This is a genomic window from Limnohabitans sp. TEGF003 (assembly GCF_055395455.1).
On the sequence record NZ_AP029225.1, the window covers coordinates 1,266,435 to 1,285,236 of the forward strand.

18 protein-coding genes are annotated in these 18,802 nt (G+C 57.0%); 13 read left to right on the forward strand and 5 right to left on the reverse strand.

The window, feature by feature from the left end; translation table 11 throughout:
* Positions 1-3: 3 nt before the first annotated feature.
* The 8 genes from ACZ5RT_RS06255 (at position 4) to ACZ5RT_RS06290 (ending at position 6,720) form a co-directional block, all read left to right on the forward strand.
* Positions 4-1,020: an acyltransferase family protein gene (locus ACZ5RT_RS06255; protein WP_464453897.1), complete on the forward strand. Its 1,017-nt coding sequence runs from the start codon at positions 4-6 to the stop codon at positions 1,018-1,020.
* Positions 1,017-1,844: a glycosyltransferase family 2 protein gene (locus tag ACZ5RT_RS06260; protein ID WP_464453898.1), complete on the forward strand. Its 828-nt coding sequence runs from the start codon at positions 1,017-1,019 to the stop codon at positions 1,842-1,844. Before ACZ5RT_RS06255 ends, ACZ5RT_RS06260 begins: the two co-directional genes overlap by 4 nt.
* Positions 1,841-2,668 (forward strand): glycosyltransferase family 2 protein, encoded by an 828-nt coding sequence (locus tag ACZ5RT_RS06265; RefSeq protein WP_464453899.1) that lies wholly within the window; start codon positions 1,841-1,843, stop codon positions 2,666-2,668. The genes ACZ5RT_RS06260 and ACZ5RT_RS06265 overlap by 4 nt, the downstream gene beginning before the upstream one ends.
* Positions 2,665-3,450 carry a glycosyltransferase gene (locus tag ACZ5RT_RS06270; protein ID WP_464453900.1) on the forward strand — a complete coding sequence of 262 codons (786 nt, stop codon included), beginning with the start codon at positions 2,665-2,667 and terminating at the stop codon, positions 3,448-3,450. Before ACZ5RT_RS06265 ends, ACZ5RT_RS06270 begins: the two co-directional genes overlap by 4 nt.
* Positions 3,451-3,510: 60 nt before the next feature.
* The gene (locus tag ACZ5RT_RS06275) at positions 3,511-4,614 is read left to right on the forward strand and encodes a glycosyltransferase family 4 protein (RefSeq protein WP_464453901.1); all 1,104 of its coding nucleotides are present in this window, start codon (positions 3,511-3,513) and stop codon (positions 4,612-4,614) included.
* Between the two features lie 330 nt (positions 4,615-4,944).
* Positions 4,945-5,715 carry a YdcF family protein gene (locus ACZ5RT_RS06280; RefSeq protein WP_464453902.1) on the forward strand — a complete coding sequence of 257 codons (771 nt, stop codon included), beginning with the start codon at positions 4,945-4,947 and terminating at the stop codon, positions 5,713-5,715.
* A gap of 401 nt (positions 5,716-6,116) precedes the next feature.
* The gene (locus ACZ5RT_RS06285) at positions 6,117-6,395 is read left to right on the forward strand and encodes a type II toxin-antitoxin system RelE/ParE family toxin (RefSeq protein WP_464453903.1); all 279 of its coding nucleotides are present in this window, start codon (positions 6,117-6,119) and stop codon (positions 6,393-6,395) included.
* Between the two features lie 13 nt (positions 6,396-6,408).
* The gene (locus tag ACZ5RT_RS06290; RefSeq protein ID WP_464453904.1) at positions 6,409-6,720 is read left to right on the forward strand and encodes a HigA family addiction module antitoxin; all 312 of its coding nucleotides are present in this window, start codon (positions 6,409-6,411) and stop codon (positions 6,718-6,720) included.
* Between the two features lie 376 nt (positions 6,721-7,096).
* On the opposite strand, the gene ACZ5RT_RS06295 is transcribed toward ACZ5RT_RS06290, so the two are convergent.
* Positions 7,097-8,227, reverse strand: a complete 1,131-nt coding sequence (locus ACZ5RT_RS06295; RefSeq protein ID WP_464453905.1) for a hypothetical protein — start codon at positions 8,225-8,227, stop codon at positions 7,097-7,099.
* On the reverse strand, positions 8,224-9,021 hold the full coding sequence (locus ACZ5RT_RS06300) for a hypothetical protein (protein WP_464453906.1): 798 nt from the start codon (positions 9,019-9,021) through the stop codon (positions 8,224-8,226). Before ACZ5RT_RS06300 ends, ACZ5RT_RS06295 begins: the two co-directional genes overlap by 4 nt.
* 480 nt (positions 9,022-9,501) lie before the next feature.
* Here ACZ5RT_RS06300 and ACZ5RT_RS06305 point away from each other — a divergent pair, with 480 nt between their 5' ends.
* From ACZ5RT_RS06305 to ACZ5RT_RS06315, 3 genes are all read left to right on the forward strand, one after another.
* Positions 9,502-10,107 carry a YdcF family protein gene (locus ACZ5RT_RS06305; RefSeq protein ID WP_464453907.1) on the forward strand — a complete coding sequence of 202 codons (606 nt, stop codon included), beginning with the start codon at positions 9,502-9,504 and terminating at the stop codon, positions 10,105-10,107.
* A gap of 566 nt (positions 10,108-10,673) precedes the next feature.
* Complete coding sequence (locus ACZ5RT_RS06310; protein ID WP_464453908.1) at positions 10,674-11,828, forward strand: ATP-binding protein; 1,155 nt, start codon at positions 10,674-10,676, stop codon at positions 11,826-11,828.
* A 255-nt stretch (positions 11,829-12,083) separates the two neighbouring features.
* On the forward strand, positions 12,084-13,295 hold the full coding sequence (locus ACZ5RT_RS06315; protein WP_464453909.1) for an O-antigen ligase family protein: 1,212 nt from the start codon (positions 12,084-12,086) through the stop codon (positions 13,293-13,295).
* Positions 13,296-13,989: 694 nt separating this feature from the next.
* Here the strand turns inward: ACZ5RT_RS06315 and purT are convergent.
* The 3 genes from purT to radC all read right to left on the reverse strand — a co-directional run bounded on the left by purT (position 13,990) and on the right by radC (position 17,198).
* Positions 13,990-15,126 carry a formate-dependent phosphoribosylglycinamide formyltransferase gene (gene purT / locus ACZ5RT_RS06320; protein WP_464453910.1) on the reverse strand — a complete coding sequence of 379 codons (1,137 nt, stop codon included), beginning with the start codon at positions 15,124-15,126 and terminating at the stop codon, positions 13,990-13,992.
* The gene (locus ACZ5RT_RS06325; RefSeq protein WP_464453911.1) at positions 15,123-16,127 is read right to left on the reverse strand and encodes an adenosine kinase; all 1,005 of its coding nucleotides are present in this window, start codon (positions 16,125-16,127) and stop codon (positions 15,123-15,125) included. Before ACZ5RT_RS06325 ends, purT begins: the two co-directional genes overlap by 4 nt.
* Before the next feature lie 399 nt (positions 16,128-16,526).
* Entirely contained in the window at positions 16,527-17,198 is a 672-nt protein-coding gene (gene radC, locus ACZ5RT_RS06330) for a RadC family protein (protein ID WP_464453912.1), read from the reverse strand.
* A gap of 130 nt (positions 17,199-17,328) precedes the next feature.
* Here radC and ACZ5RT_RS06335 point away from each other — a divergent pair, with 130 nt between their 5' ends.
* Together ACZ5RT_RS06335 and ispH are read left to right on the forward strand one after the other, a co-directional pair.
* Positions 17,329-17,772 carry an FKBP-type peptidyl-prolyl cis-trans isomerase gene (locus ACZ5RT_RS06335; RefSeq protein ID WP_464453913.1) on the forward strand — a complete coding sequence of 148 codons (444 nt, stop codon included), beginning with the start codon at positions 17,329-17,331 and terminating at the stop codon, positions 17,770-17,772.
* Positions 17,772-18,701 (forward strand): 4-hydroxy-3-methylbut-2-enyl diphosphate reductase, encoded by a 930-nt coding sequence (ispH, locus tag ACZ5RT_RS06340; protein ID WP_464453914.1) that lies wholly within the window; start codon positions 17,772-17,774, stop codon positions 18,699-18,701. The genes ACZ5RT_RS06335 and ispH overlap by 1 nt, the downstream gene beginning before the upstream one ends.
* The last annotated feature ends 101 nt before the right edge of the window (positions 18,702-18,802 follow it).

Consider the following 18,802-nt stretch of genomic DNA (forward strand, 5'->3'; position numbering starts at 1 on the left):
ACGATGTCTGCTGCTCACACCACCAATTCTCTGGATCTGCTGCGCTTGGTTGCGGCGTGGCTGGTGCTTTATAGCCACCAATATGCTTTGCTGGGCTTTCCTGAGCCATCGTTTTTGGGGCTCAATACCTTTGGTGGTGCGGGCGTTGCCATATTTTTCTTTTTGAGTGGCAGCTTGGTGTGGGGCAGTTGGCGGCGTGACCCGCATTGGGGGCGCTACTTGGCGCGGCGGGCATTGCGCATTTTCCCGGCGCTGTGGGTGGTGGTATTCCTGTCCGTTTTGGTGTTGGGGCCAGTCTTGACCACTTGGGCGCTTGCAGATTATTGGCAGGGGCGTGACACGGCACGTTATATGGCCAATTTGCTGCTGTTCATCAAATACAACTTGCCGGGCGTTTTTGAAACGAATGCCCTGCGGGCTGTGAACGGATCGCTGTGGACTTTGCCTGCAGAATTCTTGTCTTATTTGCTGGTGGGTGTTTGGGGGGTGGCTCGTTGGCGTGGTTGGGATTTGCGCGTGGCATTGGGTGTGCTGTTGATGGTGCTGGCTTCTTATGCTGTTTGGTTTGTGGGTGGGCGAGTCAAACCAGCCATGGAGGTGGTGGTGTTGTTTGCTTGGGGTGCCGTTTATGGCGAGTACCGTTGGATGCGTCAACAGGGGCAGCGTTGGGGTTGGCCCGCTTTGGGGTTTTTGGTTTTGGCGTTTGTGCTTTTTGCCGGGACGACTGACCGGGGGCCAGAGCGTGCAGTTTTGATGTTGTTGGCGGCGGCAGTGGTTCATGCAGCCATGCAGGTGGCTTGGGGGGATGTGTTGACTCGCCGTTTGGGGGATGTCTCTTACGGGGTTTACATCTACGCTTTCCCGGTGCAACAAACGTGGGTGTATCTGCAGCCTGAATTGTCTTTTGCGGCGCATTTGGGGTTGTCGACTATGACGACGATGGCGCTGGCCTGGCTGTCTTGGCATGGCGTCGAAAAAGTGGCTTTGCGTTGGAAGCCCAAAGGGCCCGTGACGTCATGAAATCTGTTGCCGTGGTGGTGTTGAACTGGAATGGCTGGCGGGATACCGTTGAGTGCATTCAATCGCTCAAGCAGATGGATTACCCAGACTGCAGCATTGTGCTTGTCGACAACGCGTCGACGGATGATTCTGTGCAGCAGATTCGCAAGACTTTTAATGACTTGGATATTTTGCAGTCGGGTGCCAACTTGGGGTTTGGTGGTGGTTGCAATGTGGGCATCCGCAAGGCGCTTGCACTGGGCGTTGATTACATTTGGTTGATCAACAGCGATACCCGGGTTGCACCTGACGCTTTGTCATGCTTGGTTGCGGTGGCCGAGGCCTCTTCTCAGGTGGGGGCTGTGGGCTCTGTCATTTATGAAATGCATGACCCCGACCGTGTGCAGGTTTGGGGTGGCGGTCTGGTGAATGTGTGGTTGGGGCGGTCACACCATCGGCTCACTGCTGGGCCCGTGGATTTTGTGTCCGGTGCCTCGATGTTGTTGCGGGCTGATGCGGTTCGTGATGTGGGGATGTTTGATGAGCAAACATTCTTCATGTATTGGGAAGACACGGATTTGGGATTTCGTCTGCGCAAGCGGGGTTGGCAGCTGGCCGTGAGTGCGCACTCAAGGGTTTGGCACAAGCAGTCGGCCAGCTTGGGGCTGGAGAGTCCGTTGTTGGTCGAGTATGGGACGTCCTCTGCGGTCCGATTTTTGCGACGGCATGCGCCGTGGCCCCTGATTTCAGTCACGTTGATGTTGTCTTTGCGGCTTGGTAAAAGGTTGCTGCGCGGTGACTGGCTTCGGCTGCGGGCTTTGTTGCGCGGGTGGGCCAAAGCATGAAGCCTGTTGTTGATGTGTCGGTGGTGGTGCCTTGTTTTGCTTGTGCAGGCACCATTGAGCGAGCAGTTGCATCGGTTGCAGCGCAAACTTGCAGGCCTTTGGAATTGATCTTGGTGAACGACGCGAGTCTGGATGAGACGGCCGCTTGTTTGCAACGCCTGCATGACCAATACCCGCAATGGGTGCATGTGGTTCATTTGGCTGTGAATGTGGGCGCAGGTGAGGCCAGGAATGCAGGCTGGTCCATGGCCAAAGGCAAGTACATTGCGTTTTTGGATGCGGACGATTCGTGGCATCCACGCAAGCTGGAGTGGCAATTTGCTTTCATGCAGGCGCACCCAGAAATTGCCTTGTCGGGGCATGCGCATGTGATCGGTTCGGGTGCTGCAGATTTAACGCAAATGCACCTGGAAAGCAGCTTGGTCGGCAAGTGGGCTGTGTTGGCCAGCAACCCCTTTGTGACGCCTTCTGTGATGTTGCGCAAGGAGATTGCGCAGCGCTTTCGTTTGGGCCAAAGGCACATGGAAGACCATTTGCTTTGGATGAATTTGGTTTGTGATGGGCTTAAGATCGCTCGGCTCAATTTGCCGATGGTCACCGTTCACAAGCCGTTGGTTGGCGTCTCTGGTTTGAGTAGCCAGATTGGGGCCATGTCCAAAGCAGACTGGCGCAACTATGGACTGTTGTTTCAAGCACGACGATTGCATTGGCATGAGCTGACCTTGGCTTGGATTTGGGTCACGCTTAAATTTATTCGCAGAATGGTGTTGATTTTTGTGCGTCGATTTGCAGGGCGCAAAGGTCTTGGAATGGATCAGAAGTGACTGCAAATTATTCAATTGATATTTCTCTGGTGAGTCATGGACACGGCCTATTGGTCATGCAGGCGCTGGAGTCGTTGGCTTCTTCGTTGGATGGAAGTTGCGTCACAGTTCGTGTTTTGTTGACCCTGAATGTGCCGGAGCCTCATCTTGAACAGATGGTGCAAAACAAGGCATGGCCATTCACTTTGCAGTTGATTGAAAACTCTGTGCCATTGGGTTTTGGAGCCAACCACAATCAGGCGTTTCGGCATTGCACTGCGCCTTGGTTTGCCGTGGTCAATCCGGATGTTTTTTGGCCGACAGAAGACGCTTCCTTTTGGAATGCCTTAACCCTGGATCCTTGGCCAGCCCGTGTTGGTGTGGTGTGTCCAGATCAGTACGATGCCAATGGTCATCGACAAGATTTCACACGTGTCTTGATGACGCCACTGGCCTTGTTCAGTCGTGAACTGCGCCGTCGGCTTGGCGCTGCACCTTCCAGTGTGGTTGCGACGGTGGAGCACGCTGATTGGGTCAACGGCGCATGCATGTTCTTTCGTGCTCAGACCTTTGCTGCTCTGAAGGGTTTTGACGAGCGCTATTTCATGTATTGCGAAGACGCCGATATTTGTTTGCGTTTGCAGTTGGCGGGGTGGTCTATGCAGGGTGCGGATTGGGCCGTGGTGCACGATGCGCGTCGCAATACTGGACGCAGTTGGCGGCATTTAGGCTGGCATCTTCGCAGTCTGTTGCGGTTATGGACTTCAAGCGCATTTTGGCGTTTTGTGATCCGTGCCCGTTAATGGGTGATGCTGTCGCTCTGCTCATTTAAAATTCTTTCAAACTTTTGATCGGCTGAAGTCGTGCTTCTTCTTGCATTTTTGAGCTTTGTGGTGTCGTGGGTGGCGGTGCGCTTGGTGCGTCGCTGGTTCCGTCGGCACGCTGAAAACTATGCAAGTGATGCACCACAGCGCTTTCACCGTGGTGCTGTGCCGCGCTTGGGTGGCCTGGGCATGGTGATGGGGTGGCTGGCAGGCTTGACAGCAGCGGTGTTGTTGCCACACCTGGGTGTTTATCCGGGAGTTTCGCTGACTTGGGCCGAGTTTGCAGGTTTTGCACTGGTGGTTTTGTCTGCTGTTTTTGTGGGCTCGGCCGAAGACGCCACTCAACGTGTCTCGGTGGGCTGGCGTTTGTTGGCCACAGGCTTGTCTGGCTTGCTGGCTGTTTGGCTTTTGGATATTTCTGTGCCGCGCTTGGGCTTGGGCTGGTTAGATGTGTGGTGGTCGGCATGGCCTGTATTGGGCATGGCTTTGGCTGTGCTGGCCATCATGGGGTTGCCGCATGCGTTCAACATCATTGATGGCTACAACGGTTTGGCAGGTTCGGTTGCAGTGTTGATGGGTTTAGCGCTGGCACACATTTCATTGCAGGTGGGGGACAGGCAGTTAGCGGCGTTGTCTTTGTGCATGGTGGCGACCACATTGGGTTTTCTGTTTTGGAATTACCCTAAGGGATTGATTTTTGCGGGTGACGGGGGCGCTTACCTGTGGGGCGTTGTCATTGCGCTGATTTGTATTTTGTTGGTGCAGCGGCACCCGTTGGTATCGCCCTGGTTTGCCGTTTTGTTGTTGATTTATCCAGTTTGGGAAACGCTGTTTTCCATTTACCGCAAGTGGGTGCGGGGCGATTCTCCCGGCATGGCCGATGCGCTGCATTTGCACCAGTTGGTTTACCGCCGTTTGGTTGGCGTGGTGTTTGACGACGATGAGGCTGGCAGCTTGCTGTCGCGCAACAACCGCACCAGCCCTTATTTGATGGCCTTTACCCTGATGTCGGTTGCGCCAGCGGTGTTTTTCTGGTCCAACACGCCAGTGTTGATCGGCTTTTCTGCGCTGTTTGTGGTGACCTATGTGGGCGCTTATTTGATGATTGTCCGGTTCAAGATTCCGGAGTGGCTTAAGCGCTGAGTTGGTTGGCAAATGCAGAAGGCATGGACCCCGATCAAGTCGGTGGTAACAGTTATTTGTCATACCCCTTCATCTTTGTCATGCCCGAGCCCTCTTTGTCATACCCGCGCATGCGGGTATCCATGGCGGTTGAAGGCGGTACGCATGGACCCCCGATCAAGTCGGGGGTGACGGGTGCAGGGGGCGGGGGTGACAAGTGTAGGAGTCGGGGCTGACAAGTGGGCAAGTTCGGAGTGACAGGTGCACAAGTCGGGAGTGAATGCAGAGGTCAGGGTGAAAAAAGAGAGTCGAAAGGCTCTTTTTTCGTTTTAGAGCTTTGAAAAGGTCCAGATGTTTGTTTTGTCCAAGTTGATGTCGGCCATCACGCAGCCCATGTTTTGGTTGGCTGTGTGGTGGTGTGTGGCGCTGGGGTTGCTGAGTGGTGCTGCACGTTGGCGGCGGGCTGCTGTTCGCATGCTGTGGGGCGGTTTGGCGGTGTTGGGGCTGCTGGGTTTTGAGGCTTTGCCGCATGTGCTGCTGCGCCCGCTGGAAAACCGATACCCCGTGCCGCCCCCAGAGGTTGTCGGTCGGCATGTGGGCGTGATCGTGTTGGGCGGTGCCATTGAGCACCCAGGAATTTATCAGGCGTATGGGCAGGTGCCTCTGGGCCAAGCGGCTGAGCGCATGTCTGTGCCGGTGGGGCTGATGCGGCAGCACCCTCAATTGCAATTGGTTTTTTCTGGCGGTGAAGGGCGCTTGCTGGCCACGGGCGTGAGCGAGGCCGAATTGGCCAAGGCGTTTTATGAGCAGCAGGGCGTGGACATGCGGCGTGTGATTCTTGAAAGCGGCTCGCGTACCACCCGAGAAAATGCTTTGCAGGTGGCCGCTTTGCTGGGCAAGCGTTGCGAAGAGCCTTGGCTGCTGGTGACATCGGCCTGGCACATGCCCCGGTCTGTGCCCGAGTTTGAGGCGGTGGGGTGCCAGGTGACGCCATACCCGGTGGACTTCAGAACAGGCGATGAAACGCTGTGGGCTGAGTATTCGTTAGCCCGCAGTTTGCTACTGTGGCAAACTGCTTTGCATGAGTGGTTGGGGTTGGGGGTTTATCGGGTGACGCGGTGAGCAGACATGGACCCCCGATCGGGTCGGGGGTGACGAATACAGGATGCGGGGCCAACGATTGTTTGTTATGCCCGCGCATGCGGGTATCCATGTGTTCGAGGGCGGCAGACATGGACCCCCGATCGAGTCGGGGGTGACGAATGCAGGGGGCGGGGGTGACCGGTGCAGGAGTCGGGGGTGACAGGTGCAGGAGTTGGGGTGACGGACAGTTGTCATACCCGCGGCCCTTTTTGTCATACCCGCGCATGCGGGTATCCATGGTCGTCGAAGCCGGCAGATATGGACCCCCGATCGAGTCGGGGGTGACAAATGAAGGGGTCGGGGATGACGAATGAAGGGGTCGGGGATGACGAATGCAGGAGTCTATAGCCGCTTACCGGGCATCGGTATAAAATTCAGACATGATCATCTCATTTGCCTGCGCTGACACCCGGTCGCTTTTTGAGGGCGCAAGGGTCAAGCGGTTCAATGCGATGAAAACGTTTGTTGAGCGAAAGCTACAAATGCTTGACAGTGCCGCTACGCTGGATTTTTTGCGGTCACCACCCGGTAACAGGTTAGAGGCCTTACGCGGTGATCGTGCGGGTCAGCACAGCATCAGGGTGAACGATCAGTTCCGAATTTGTTTTGTTTGGACTGAACGTGGGCCGATGAGTGTCGAAATCGTGGACTACCATTAAATTTGGAGTTTTTATGAAAAATCAAATGCGCGCCATTCACCCGGGCGAAGTCCTCAAGGAGGAGTACCTCGCGCCCTTGGGCTTGAGTGTCAATGCATTGGCCAAGGCCTTGCATGTGACGCCGTCTCGCGTCAACGACATTGTCTTGTGTCGGCGCGGCGTCACCCCAGATACGGCATTGCGCTTGGCACGCTACTTTGGCGGAGATGCACAGTCGTGGCTCAATTTGCAGCAAAGTTATGACCTGAAAGTAGCCGAGCAGTCTGCCCTTAAAACGATCATGAAAACGGTGATGCCGATGAGCGCAGTGGCCTTGGCCCATTAATTGGCATTAATTGGGGTCAGATCTCGATTGTTTGGAGACAAAAGAGCCGAAAGGCTCTTTTGTCGTTTAAGAGCTTTGAAAGGGTCCAGATGTTTGTTTTGTCCAAGTTGATGTCGGCCGAGTATTCATTGGCCCGCAGCTTACTGCTATGGCAAATGGCTTTGCATGAGTGTTTGGGGTTGGGGGTTTATCGGGTGACGCGATGAAGGGGTATGGACCATCGATCGTCGAGTGCGAAGAATTCAGAGATCGGTGGTGACGGATTGCGCAGCTATATCTAGAACTCGGGTGTTGAAATGCAAAAAAGAAGCCTTAGGCTCCTTTTTTGCATGGACCAGCAGTGATTGTGGCTTTAGCCGCTGGTCATTATGGAAACTCAGCGCTCAGCTGAAGTATTGGCGATTTCGAGAGATGTGCCTTCCATCACCGAAATCGAGAACTGCAAGTCGCCAACAGTCATCATGGTGATTTCGTGGGATGGTGAGCCATTTTTCTGAAGTGACAGCGCGTTGTTACTCATGGGGTTGAGCAGCAAGCCCACGGCTTTTGTGAGGTCCCAAGTCAGGGTAACCGCTTGAGCCTTGGTCGCATCAATGGTGATAGGGGTGCGCAACTTGGAGGCGATGGTTGCTCGGCGCGCGTCTGTATAGGGATTTGAAAAACTGGAGCATTGCGCACCAGTGATGTCTGAGCAATTGAGTGGTTTGATCCAGGGGCAGTTGTAGTTGGGGTTGAGTGCGATGGGGTCGTTGTTAGCGTCCCTGTCGATGGCATGGGTCAGTGTTGTGACAGGGCCACTGTTGTAGCTGTAAGACACTTTCATTGGGTAACCACCTGCACGACTGCCGTTGTAGTAGCAAGGGTAGTCTTTGTTCTCGGTGTTGGCGTTGCTGGGCAGTGCCAGGAATGAGCCATGCCTGTAAGGAACAGCAACTGCAGGTTTGTCCATATTCACCGCAAAGACGGCGCCTTGGTAGTCTGAAGCGCTGCTGTTGGCTGAATAACTGGAATTTCCGTTGCCGCTCGAGCTGGTAGGTTCTATAACGAAATTCGGGTCTTTGGCGAGTCGGTCTCCTACGGATCTGACACGCCATTCTCCATAGATGTCTTTTATGGTTTGGTCGACTTTGACCATGTAGATGGTATCAACTACCAGTCGAATTTCTTTGTAGGTACCCGATTCAATGGATTCGACGCTGTCGAGCAACGATTTCTCGCCGTTAACGATGTCGATATATTCAGGCGCATCTTTGACGTATACGTCGACTTCGGTGTCGTCGGATTTGATCAAAGTGACTTTATAGACTTTGATCTTGAATTCTTCGGGTTTGGTAAAACATGTCCACATGCGACCAAACGCCCAATCGAAGGCAGACGCACCTTCAGAGCATTGCTGATAGCTGGATGGCGTTGCCATGCGGATCAGCGCATCACCGTTGCTGGCCAGTAGGGCACTTGCCGCAACAATGGGGCTGAGCGTGAGGAGGAATTTTTTGGTAATGTTCATTTGGCATTCACCTTGAGTGTGAAGCCCTTGTTGGTCAGGATCACGTTTTGGTCAAGTTTGGTTTTGGCAAAACTCAGAGCCGCAGCGGGCGTGGCACTGTTCTTGATGGCCGTTGCGTTGGGTACGATGGTTTGCGCGTAGTTGCTTCTGAGTGTTGCTATTTTTTGATCCAGTGTGGTGCTGCCAGAGCTTGTGGCCTCTACACGTTGAAGGACTTCTGCAAGTGATGTCGCTAGGTTGTGGATTTGGGCATAGCGGCTGTCTTGCCCTTTTTCGGCTACAAAGTCTTTCATGATGTCGATGTCGCTGGCCAGTCCTAGTTCTGTGCGAACGGATGCTTGCGCATCAGCCAATGAAGCGCCTTGTGCAACCTTGGCTGCCACCAGTGTTGTGATGGGAGAGATAACGGCAGTAAGACCCACTGGCGCTGTGAGCGTGAAGGCAGCAGTGATGGGACTGTTAGGGTTGTCTTGGTCGATGGTTGTGCCAGCTACCGCCATGACACGTATGGGGTAGGTCGTGAGCTGTGCACTTGTTGCATCCAAGGTGAAGCGGCCCAAGGCATCGGTGATGCTCTGTGGCTCATTCGTGTCGAGATTACCGTTATTGTTCAAGTCGAGATACGCCGTGGCTTTGTAAAGATAACCGTCGAGCGCGACCCCTGAGTTGGAGATTTGGCTGACGCTTTTATCATCACTTGCACCTCCACCTCCACCTCCACAAGCGCTAAGGAGGGCGAATGCGGCAATGGCAACGAGGCGGTAGAACAGTGAGGGATTTTGTATGTTACTCATAAACATAAATTTATCATATTTAAAGATTGTTTTTCAATGGCGTCAAAATATACAAAATTGCATTTTTGGCACTCCTGATCCGCACCATGTGCCGGGATTTGGTGCCGGGCTAATAGCCCTATGGCGAGGTGGTGATTGGGTGTGGATGGAGAACGCACGCACGGCTTGATGAGGGGGCTAGGTGATGATGTCTTTGCTGTCTTTGCTGTCTTTGCTGTCTTTGCTGTCTTTGCTGTCTTTGCTGTCTTTGCTGTCTTTGTGGGAGCGAGCCCCTGCTCGCGAGTGTCTGCTAGAGCCAAAGCACACATTTGGCCGCAGGAGCGGCCTCCCACAGGGTATGGGCAGCCAATAGGGCATTGGCCTCCATTAGGGGATGGGCCTCCCTTAGGGGCTGTGTTTAATAGGGGGCAGATCCCAATTGTTTGACGACATAAGAGCCGAAAGGCTCTTTTGTCGTTTAAGAGCTTTGAAAAGGTTCAGATGTTTGTTTTGTCTAAGTTGATGTCAGCCATCACGCAGCCCATGTTTTGGCTGGCTGTGTGGTGGTGTGTGGCGCTGGGGTTGCTGAGTGGTGCCGCGCGTTGGCGGCGGGCGGCTGTTCGCATGCTGTGGAGCGGTTTGGCGGTGTTGGGGCTTCTAGGTTTTGAGGCTTTGCCTCATGCGCTGCTGCGCCCGCTGGAAAACCGATTCCCCGTGCCGCCAACAGAGTCTGTGGGCCGCCATGTGGGCGTGATTGTGCTGGGCGGTGCCCTTGAGCACCCTGGCATTTATCAGGCACATGGCCAGGTGCCTTTGGGCCAAGCCGCTGAGCGCATGTCTGTGCCGGTGGGGCTGATGCGGCAGCACCCTCAATTGCAATTGGTTTTTTCTGGCGGTGAGGGGCGCTTCCTGGCCACGGGCGTGAGCGAGGCCGAATTGGCCAAGGTGTTTTATGAGCAACAGGGCGTGGACATGCGCCGAGTCATTCTGGAAAGCGGCTCGCGCACAACCCGAGAAAATGCTCTGCAGGTGGCCGCTTTGCTGGGCAAGCGTTGCCAAGAGCCTTGGCTTCTGGTGACGTCGGCCTGGCACATGCCCGGTCTGTGAACGAGTTTGAGGCGGTGGGGTGCCAGGTGACGCCATACCCGGTGGACTTCAGAACAGGCGATACCACGCTGTGGACTGAGTATTCATTGGCGCGCAGTTTGCTTTTGTGGCAAACGGCTTTGCATGAGTGGTTGGGGTTGGGGGTTTATCGGGTGACGCGATGAGCAGACATGGACCCCCGATCGGGTCGGGGGTGACGAATACAGGATGCGGGGCCAACGATTGTTTGTTATGCCCGCGCCCCCTTTCTGTCATGCCCGCGCATGCGGGTATCCATGGTTTTCGAGGGCGGCAGACATGGACCCCCGATCGAGTCGGGGGTGACGAATGCAGGGGTCGGGGATGACGAGTGTAGGGGGCGGGGTTAACGAATACAGGGGGCGGGGGTTGCGAATGAAGTGGGAGCGAGCCCCTGCTCGCGAATGGTGGCTGGAGCCAGTGCAGGCATTCGGCCGCAGGGGCGGCCTCCCACAGAGGCAGCCTCCCCTCAGGGAATGTGGTGGTTGTCGATAAACTAGAATAACCTAGTGATTTCAATAGTAACGTCTAGTAAAATGTAAACCACCATGCCTGAAATCTACCAACGTCCTTTTGTCGCCACTTTGGCACAACGCTTTGCGGCTGATCACCCGCTGATCCAAGTATTGGCTGGGCCGCGACAGGTGGGCAAGACCACGGGTGTGCGGCAGTTGATGGCGCAAGGGGCTTGGCGGCACCATTACGCCAATGCCGACGATGTGCTGGTGAGTGACCGCAATTGGTTGTTGGAGCATTGGCAGCAGGCGCTTTTGCTGGGCGATGGCGCATTGTTGGTGATCGATGAAATCCAGAAGGTAGCCAATTGGCCCGAAACGATCAAGGCGCTGTGGGATGCCAAGCCGGGGCGTTTGCGTTTGTTGCTGTTGGGCTCTAGTGCCTTGCAAATTCAGGCCGGGGTGACCGAGAGCCTTGCCGGTCGGTTTGAGCTGCTGCGTGTGCACCACTGGACGTTTGCCGAACTGCAAGCCGCTTTTGACTATGACTTGCCGCGCTACTTGGCGTTTGGCGGTTATCCGGGTGCGGTGGCTCTGGAGCATGACCCGGACCGTTGGTATGCCTACATGAAAGACGCGATTGTGGAGGCGGTGATTGGCAAAGACATTTTGCAGAGCCACAAGGTGGCCAATCCCGCGCTGTTTCGCCAGGCGTTTCAGATTTTGTGTGCTTACCCAGCCCAAGAGATCAGTTACACCAAGTTGCTGGGGCAGTTGCAAGACAAGGGCAACACCGACTTGATCAAGCATTACATCGACTTGTATGGCGGCGCTTTTTTGTTGCATGCATTGCAAAAATATTCGCCCAAGGCTTGGTTGGCCCGCAGCTCTAGCCCGAAGATGCTGCCTGCTTGCCCCGCGCTTTTCAGCATGGCTGCTGGCGTGAATGTGTTGCAAAACGCCGAGCAGCGCGGACGGGCCTTTGAGCTGGCGGTGGGCGCTGAACTGGTGCAACAACCGGGGCAGGTGTTTTATTGGCGCGAGCGCAATGACGAGGTGGATTTTGTTTACCAGTACCGCGATGCGCTGTATGCGATCGAGGTGAAGTCGGGGCGCAAAAAGTCGGCCAAAGGCTTGGAGGTGTTTTGTGCACTGTCCCCCCAAGCCTTGCGTGTGATCATCACGCCCGATAACTTTGCACAGTTTTCAAGCAACCCCCGTAGGTTTTTGGAGCAGGTGGCGGTTTAACGTGCAGGCATTCGGCCGCAGGGGCGGCTTGCCGCAGTAAGGGCGGACCACGATCTTGTCATACCCGCGCATGCGGGTATCCATGGTGTTTGAGGGCTGCAGACATGGACCCCCGATCGAGTCGGGGGTGACGAATACAGGGGTCGGGGGAGACAGGAGATTTGTCATACCCGCGCATGCGGGTATCCATGCCAGTAGAAGGCAGAAGCGCTTGGCCACAGGTTGATAATCGGGTGTTGATAAAAAGGATATCGAATGTTCGCGATCAGGCAAAAGACAACGGTGGCTTTGGGGTGGCTGGTGCCTGCGCTGTTTTTGTTGTTCCCGGTGGCCATGGCGCTGTCGAATGTGGTGTTGCTGTTGGTGTTGATCGGGTTTGCAGTCACTTTCAGCAGCGTTTATTTGAAGCGTGATGCCTGGAGCTGGCCGGCGATTTGGCTGATGGCATTGTTTGGCATGGTGCTGGTCGGCATGCTTTACACCCCTGCGCCTTGGCATTGGGTGTCGGTCAATTTGGGCAAATACGCCAAGTTTGCTTATGCCGTTGTGTTGATGCTGTTGTTGGCACGGTTTCCGCTGTGGCAAAAAAGAGCTTTGTGGGCGTTTGTGGGGGCCATGTTGTTTATTGTGGCTTCCACTTGGCTGAATGTGTGGTTTGTGTTGCCTTGGTCAACGACCAAGACGCCTGGCTGGGGTTTGTCGCACCATGTGTTTGGTGACTACATCACGCAAAACGTGATGGTGTCTTTTTTGGTGGTGTTTGCCTTGACCAAAGTGCAGCGCCAGTGGCTTAGCCGAATGAGTCTGGTTTGGTTGCTTGTGGCGGTTTTGGGGGTGATCAGCATTACCCATTTGTCTTCGGGTCGAACAGGGGTGGTGTTGCTGTTGGCGGGCCTGGTGTCCTGGATGCTGGTGCACTGGGGCGGCAAAAAGCTGTGGATCGGTTTGCCTGTTCTGGTGTTGTTGGTAGCTGGGGTGTTGGCCTCGTCGAGCGTGATGCGTGAGCGCATTGCTTTGGGTTGGACAGAGTTTGCCAAGCGCGATGTGGATGTGATGTCGTCCATTGGGCACCGGACTTACAACTACCGCACCGTGCCGAAGATGATGGCAGAGAGCCCGATCGTGGGGCACGGCACAGGCGCGTACCACACCGAGGTGTGCCGATTTTTGGAGAAGCCGGAGTGGTGCGACACTTTCCGTTGGCATCCACACAACCAGTTTTTGTTCTTTGGTGCAGATCATGGCCTGATCGGGGTGCTGTTGTATGCGGCGCTGCTGCTGTCGCTTTACAGGGTGGCCATGCGCTCTGACCATGCCCAGGCCAAAGTGTTGCTGGTATCTCTGACCAGTATTTTGCTGGTGGACAGCATGATCAATTCGCCTTTGTTCAGTTCAAGAGAAAGTCATTTCTTCTTGTTCATGATGGCGCTGCTGGTCGCGATGAACCGCCGACCTGATCCAGAGTGACAAGTGATGGTCATACCCGTATCCCTTTCAGTCATACCCGCGTCCCCTTCTGTCATAACAGCGGCCCCTTCTGCCATACCCGCGAATGCGGGTATCCATGGCTGTCGAAGGTAGCAGACATGGACCCCCGATCAAGTCGGGGGTGACATGTCCAGGTGGCGGGGGTGACAAGAGATTTGTCATACCCGCGAATGCGGGTATCCATGGCTGTCGAAGGTAGCAGACATGGACCCCCGATCAAGTCGGGGGTGACAAATAAGGCAGGCGGGGGTGACAGGAGATTTGTCATACCCGCGCATGCGGGTATCCATGGCAGTCGAAGGCTGCAGTCATGGACCCCCGATCAAGTCGGGGGTGACAAATAAGGCAGGCGGGGGTGACAAGAGATTTGTCATACCCGCGCATGCGGGTATCCATGGCAGTCGAAGGCAGCAGGTATGGACCCCCGATCAAGTCGGGGGTGACAAATCAGGGAGTCGGGGGTGACAAATGCAAATGGCGGGAGTGACAAGAGATTTGTCATACCCGCTCATGCGGGTATCCATGGCAGTCGAAGGCAGCAGGTATGGACCCCCGATCAAGTCGGGGGTGACAAATCAGGGAGTCGGGGGGGACAAATGCAAATGGCGGGAGTGACAAGAGATCTGTCATACCCGCGCATGCGGGTATCCATGGCAGTCGAAAGCAGGAGCGCTTAAACCACCACCTTGATCTTCCCCGCCGCGTCCCTTGCGCGTTGCAGCGCATGGGGGCCTTTGGCCAGGGCCACGGCCATGCGGCGATAAGGGCGAGTAGTGGGTTTGCCGAAGATGCGCACGTCCACGCCCGGCTCGCTCAGGGCTTCGGCCACGCCTGTGAAGCTGGGGTTTGTGCCTTCTTTGTCGGCCAACACCACGGCGCTGGCACCCTCCACACATTCAATAACGGGAATGGGTAGGCCCAAAATGGCGCGGGCGTGCAGATCGAACTCGCTCAGGTTCTGGCTGACCATCGTCACCATGCCCGTGTCGTGCGGCCTGGGGCTCAGTTCGCTGAAGATCACTTCGTCTTTCGTCACGAAGAATTCCACGCCAAACAGACCAGCGCCGCCTAAGTCGGTGGTGACTTTTTCGGCCATGTCTTGTGCGGCCTTCACTTGCTCGGGCTTCATGTCCTGGGGCTGCCAGCTGTATTGGTAGTCGCCGCGCTCTTGCACGTGGCCAATCGGCGGGCAAAACAGCGTAGGCCCCTTGCGCTGGCGCACGGTGAGCAGGGTGATTTCAAACTCGAAGTGGATGAATTCTTCGACGATGACTTTTTGGCGGTCGCCACGCATGCCTGCACAGGCATAGTCCCAGCTGGCTTGCACATCGGCCGCCGTCTTGGCCACGCTCTGGCCTTTGCCCGATGAACTCATGACCGGTTTGATGACGACCGGGAAACCGATCTCGGTGGCGCGGGCCAGCAGTTCGGCGGCGGAGTCGGCGTAGCTGAACTTCGCGGTGCGCACACCCAGGCCCACGGCCACGTCGCGGATGCGGTCGCGGTTCATGGTCAGGTTGGCGGCGCGGGCGCTGGGGATGACTTCAAAGCCTTGTTTTTCCACATCGAGCAGCACCTCGGTGCGGATGGCTTCGATCTCGGGGACGATCAGGTCGGGCTGGTGTTTGGCAATGGCGGCCCGCAGCGGGGCTTCGTCGAGCATGCTGAAGACTTCTGATTCATCAGCCACTTGCATGGCGGGGGCCCCCGCATAGCTGTCGCAGGCAATCACGTGGCAGCCCAGGCGCTTGGCGCTGATGACGAATTCTTTGCCCAGCTCACCCGAGCCGAGGAGGAGGATTTTTTTCATGACGAGGCCTTTTGGAAGTCGGTGTAAATCGCTTGCATTTGCGCTTGGGTCAGGCGGTTGCCGTGCTGGCTGACCACCGCTGCCGCTGTGCGGTTGGCCAAAGCTGCGGCTTGCGCAGGCGAGTGTCCGTGGGTGATGCCGTACAAAAAGGTGCCGGCAAACATGTCGCCTGCGCCGTTGGTGTCGACTGCTTTCGTTGGCACGGCGGGTACCTCGGTGCGCTGGCCGCCTTGCAGCACGATGCAACCCTTGGGGCCACGCGTGAGGCACACGGTTTTGGCTAGGGGGGACAACTGGGCCAGGATGGTGTCCAGGTCGTTACTGCCGCACCAGGTTTGCGCTTCTTCTTCGTTGGCAAACAGATAGTCCAGCCCGTTACCGATCATGGCTTCGAGGCCTGCTTTGCAGAAGTTGATCATGCTCACATCGCTGAGCGTGAGCGCGGTTTGCACCTGGTGATCGATGGCGATCTGGCGGCCTTTCACTGCGGCTTCGAGGCCGGTGGGGGATGCGGCCAAATAGCCTTCCATGTAATAAATTTGGGACTTGGCGATGTCTTGCGGGTGCAGGGCGCTGGCGTCGAGCTGGGATGTCGCGCCTAAAAAGGTGCACATGCTGCGCTCGGCGTCGGGTGTGACCAGCACCATGCAGCTGCCAGTCTGGCCTTCGGTGGGGCGGGTGTGGGTGAGGTTGGTGGACACGCCGTTGGTTTGCAGGTCTTGCGTGTAAAACGCACCCAGCTCGTCGTCGGCCACGCGGCACGAGTAAAAGGCATGGCCGCCCAATTGCGCCAGCGCCACCACGGTGTTGCCCGCCGAGCCACCACCTGTGCGGCGTGCGTGCAGGCCTTGCACATGGCGCAGCAGTTCGGCGCGTTGGGGCATGTCGATCAGCGTCATGTGCCGCTTGCTCACGCCCATGGCGCTCAGCAGTTCGTCGGAGACTTCGTATTCGGTATCAACCAGGGCGTTGCCGATGGCGTAGAGGTGGTAGTGGGACATGCCGTTAGGGTAAGAGGGAAAACAAGGAGTTTAGCGGCTGCTCCCACTGGGCCTGTGGATCACTGTGGGAGGCCGCCCCTGCGGCCGAATGCATGCCGTGGCTTCGTCCACCATTCGCGAGCAGGGGCTCGCTCCCACAAAAGCCCGAAGCGCTGTCCCTTGTGGGCGGCTGCCCCTGCGGCCGAATGCATGGCCCCCCGATCGAGTCGAGGATGACTTAGGAGGGCGGTCATATCCGCGCTCCTTTCCGTCATACCCGCGCACGCGGGTATCCATGGCCAGCGGAGGCACAAGGCATGGACCCCCGATCAGGTCGGGGGTGACGGAGGAAAGTTGTCATACCCGCGCAGGCGGGTATCCATGGCGGGCGCAGGCACAAGGCTTGGCCCCCCGATCCGCTCACATCAACCCCTGCTCCGCCATCGACAAGGCCTGCCCTTGCCCCACGATGATGTGGTCGAGCACCCGCACATCGACCAGCGCCAAAGAAGCCTTGAGGGTTTGGGTCAGGTGTTCGTCGGCGCGGCTGGGCTGAACCGAGCCGCTGGGGTGGTTGTGGCTGAGGACCACGGCAGCCGCCTGGTGATGCAGGGCGCGCATGACCACTTCGCGCGGGTAAACCGAGGTTTGACTGAGCGTGCCCCGGAAAAGCTCTTCCATGGCCAGCATGCGGTTTTGGTTGTCCAGAAACAGCACGGCGAAGACCTCGTGGTTTTTGTGGGCCAGTTGCAGCTGCAGGTATTGCTTGACCGCGCCCGGCGTGTGGAAAGCCTCACGCTCTTTGAGGCGTTGGCTGAGCGCCCGGCGGGCCATCTCAAAGACGGCCAGCAGCTCGGCCTGTTTGGCGGGGCCCAGGCCTTTGACCATTTGGAGCGATTGCACGGTGGCGTTCAGCAAGCCCGCAATGCCGTCTGGCCCCAGCAGTTCTTCGGACAGCTGGAACACGTTTTTGCCCGCCATGCCCGTACGCAGCAAGATGGCCAAGAGCTCCACATCGCTCAGGGCCTGCGGGCCACGGGCGAGCAGTTTTTCGCGCGGACGCGCGTCAAGCGGCAAGTCCTTGATGCTCATGTCGTGCCCCTCCCTGGAGCGGCCTTCGGTCCGTTTTATCCCTTGTGAAAGGGCAGCTTGGCCGGGCTTTTTACAATAGTGCTTTCTTTATGCCCGTTTGCCCGCTTGGGCGGCACCCACGAAAACCCTTATGTCCATTGTCGAACCTGGTTCTTTCTTGACGCTTCACTACCGCCTGGCCGGGCCGCAGGGGGACATCATCAACACCTTCAACGAAAAACCTGCCACCTTATCGCTGGGTTCGGGCGCCTTGTCGCCCGCCGTGGAGCAGCGCTTGCTGGGCCTGGCTGAGGGCACGCGGGTGGTGATGGAGATTCCGGCGGGTGAGGCCTTTGGCGAGCGCATTGCCGACATGCAGCAGTGGGTGGCGCGCAAGCTGCTCAACGAGCTGGGCGATCCGAACGAAAAATACGCGGCGGGCGATGTGGTGCAGTTCCCCACGCCCGATGGCCTGGGCTCTTATGCGGGCACGGTGGTGCAAGTGAACGAAGAGGGCGCGGTGTTGTTTGACTTCAACCACCCGCTGGCCGGTCAGCCTGTGACCTTTGAAGTCGAACTGATTGGGGTGCTGTGATGACGTCTGAAGTGCTTTTGGCCGAACCCCGTGGCTTTTGCGCCGGGGTGGACCGGGCGATCGACATCGTGGAGCACGCGCTCACCAAGTTTGGCCGCCCGATTTATGTGCGCCACGAGATCGTGCACAACACCTATGTGGTCAACGACCTCAAGGAAAAAGGCGCGATCTTCATCGAAGAGTTGGCCGATGTGCCACCCGGCGCCACACTGATTTTCAGCGCCCACGGGGTGAGCCGGGCGATTCAGGATGAAGCCGAGCGACGCGGTTTCCGGATTTTTGATGCCACCTGCCCGCTGGTGACCAAGGTGCATGTGGAGCTGGCCAAGCTGCACAAAGAGGGCTACGAATTCATCATGATCGGCCACAAGGGCCACCCCGAGGTGGAAGGCACCATGGGCCAGCTCGACAGCGGCATCCACCTGGTGGAAGACGTGGAAGACGTGGCCAAGGTGCAGCCCGGCCAAACCGAGTTGCTGGCGGTGGTGACACAAACCACGCTGAGCGTGGACGATGCCGCCGAGATTGTGGCCGCTGTCAAAGCCCGTTTCCCGAAGGTGCGCGAGCCCAAACAACAGGACATTTGCTACGCCACCCAGAACCGCCAGGACGCCGTCAAGCTGATGAGCCCGCTGGTGGACGTGGTGATCGTGGTGGGCAGCCCCACCAGCTCCAACAGCAACCGCCTGCGCGAGCTGGCCGACCGTTTGGGCACGCCCGCCTACATGGTGGACAGCGCGGCTGATTTGCAGGAGGCCTGGTTTGAAGGAGCCCAAAAAGTGGGTTTGACGGCGGGCGCTTCGGCGCCGGACGTGCTGGTGAAAGAGGTGATTGCTCGCCTGCGTGCCATGGGCGCGGTGTCGGTGCGCACGCTGGATGGCATCCAGGAGACCATCAAGTTCCCCCTGCCCAAGGGTTTGAAATTGTGATGGGTTGACTGGCTGGTTTCCCGTCGCACGGAGCCCGGGCGCACCACTGTCATACCCGTGATCCCTTCTGTCATACCCGCGCACGCGGGTATCCATGGCTG

Bases quoted from the DNA above. Each gene is read 5' to 3' on its own strand.
- ACZ5RT_RS06280 (WP_464453902.1), top strand. From the start codon at position 4,945: ATGTTTGTTTTGTCCAAGTTGATGTCGGCCATCACGCAGCCCATGTTT.
- ACZ5RT_RS06300 (WP_464453906.1), bottom strand. From the start codon at position 9,021: ATGAGTAACATACAAAATCCCTCACTGTTCTACCGCCTCGTTGCCATT.
- ispH (WP_464453914.1), top strand. From the start codon at position 17,772: ATGACGTCTGAAGTGCTTTTGGCCGAACCCCGTGGCTTTTGCGCCGGG.
- ACZ5RT_RS06260 (WP_464453898.1), top strand. From the start codon at position 1,017: ATGAAATCTGTTGCCGTGGTGGTGTTGAACTGGAATGGCTGGCGGGAT.
- ACZ5RT_RS06285 (WP_464453903.1), top strand. From the start codon at position 6,117: ATGATCATCTCATTTGCCTGCGCTGACACCCGGTCGCTTTTTGAGGGC.
- ACZ5RT_RS06290 (WP_464453904.1), top strand. From the start codon at position 6,409: ATGAAAAATCAAATGCGCGCCATTCACCCGGGCGAAGTCCTCAAGGAG.
- ACZ5RT_RS06255 (WP_464453897.1), top strand. From the start codon at position 4: ATGTCTGCTGCTCACACCACCAATTCTCTGGATCTGCTGCGCTTGGTT.
- ACZ5RT_RS06295 (WP_464453905.1), bottom strand. From the start codon at position 8,227: ATGAACATTACCAAAAAATTCCTCCTCACGCTCAGCCCCATTGTTGCG.
- ACZ5RT_RS06325 (WP_464453911.1), bottom strand. From the start codon at position 16,127: ATGTCCCACTACCACCTCTACGCCATCGGCAACGCCCTGGTTGATACC.
- purT (WP_464453910.1), bottom strand. From the start codon at position 15,126: ATGAAAAAAATCCTCCTCCTCGGCTCGGGTGAGCTGGGCAAAGAATTC.
- ACZ5RT_RS06310 (WP_464453908.1), top strand. From the start codon at position 10,674: ATGCCTGAAATCTACCAACGTCCTTTTGTCGCCACTTTGGCACAACGC.
- ACZ5RT_RS06315 (WP_464453909.1), top strand. From the start codon at position 12,084: ATGTTCGCGATCAGGCAAAAGACAACGGTGGCTTTGGGGTGGCTGGTG.
- ACZ5RT_RS06335 (WP_464453913.1), top strand. From the start codon at position 17,329: ATGTCCATTGTCGAACCTGGTTCTTTCTTGACGCTTCACTACCGCCTG.
- ACZ5RT_RS06265 (WP_464453899.1), top strand. From the start codon at position 1,841: ATGAAGCCTGTTGTTGATGTGTCGGTGGTGGTGCCTTGTTTTGCTTGT.
- ACZ5RT_RS06305 (WP_464453907.1), top strand. From the start codon at position 9,502: ATGTTTGTTTTGTCTAAGTTGATGTCAGCCATCACGCAGCCCATGTTT.
- radC (WP_464453912.1), bottom strand. From the start codon at position 17,198: ATGAGCATCAAGGACTTGCCGCTTGACGCGCGTCCGCGCGAAAAACTG.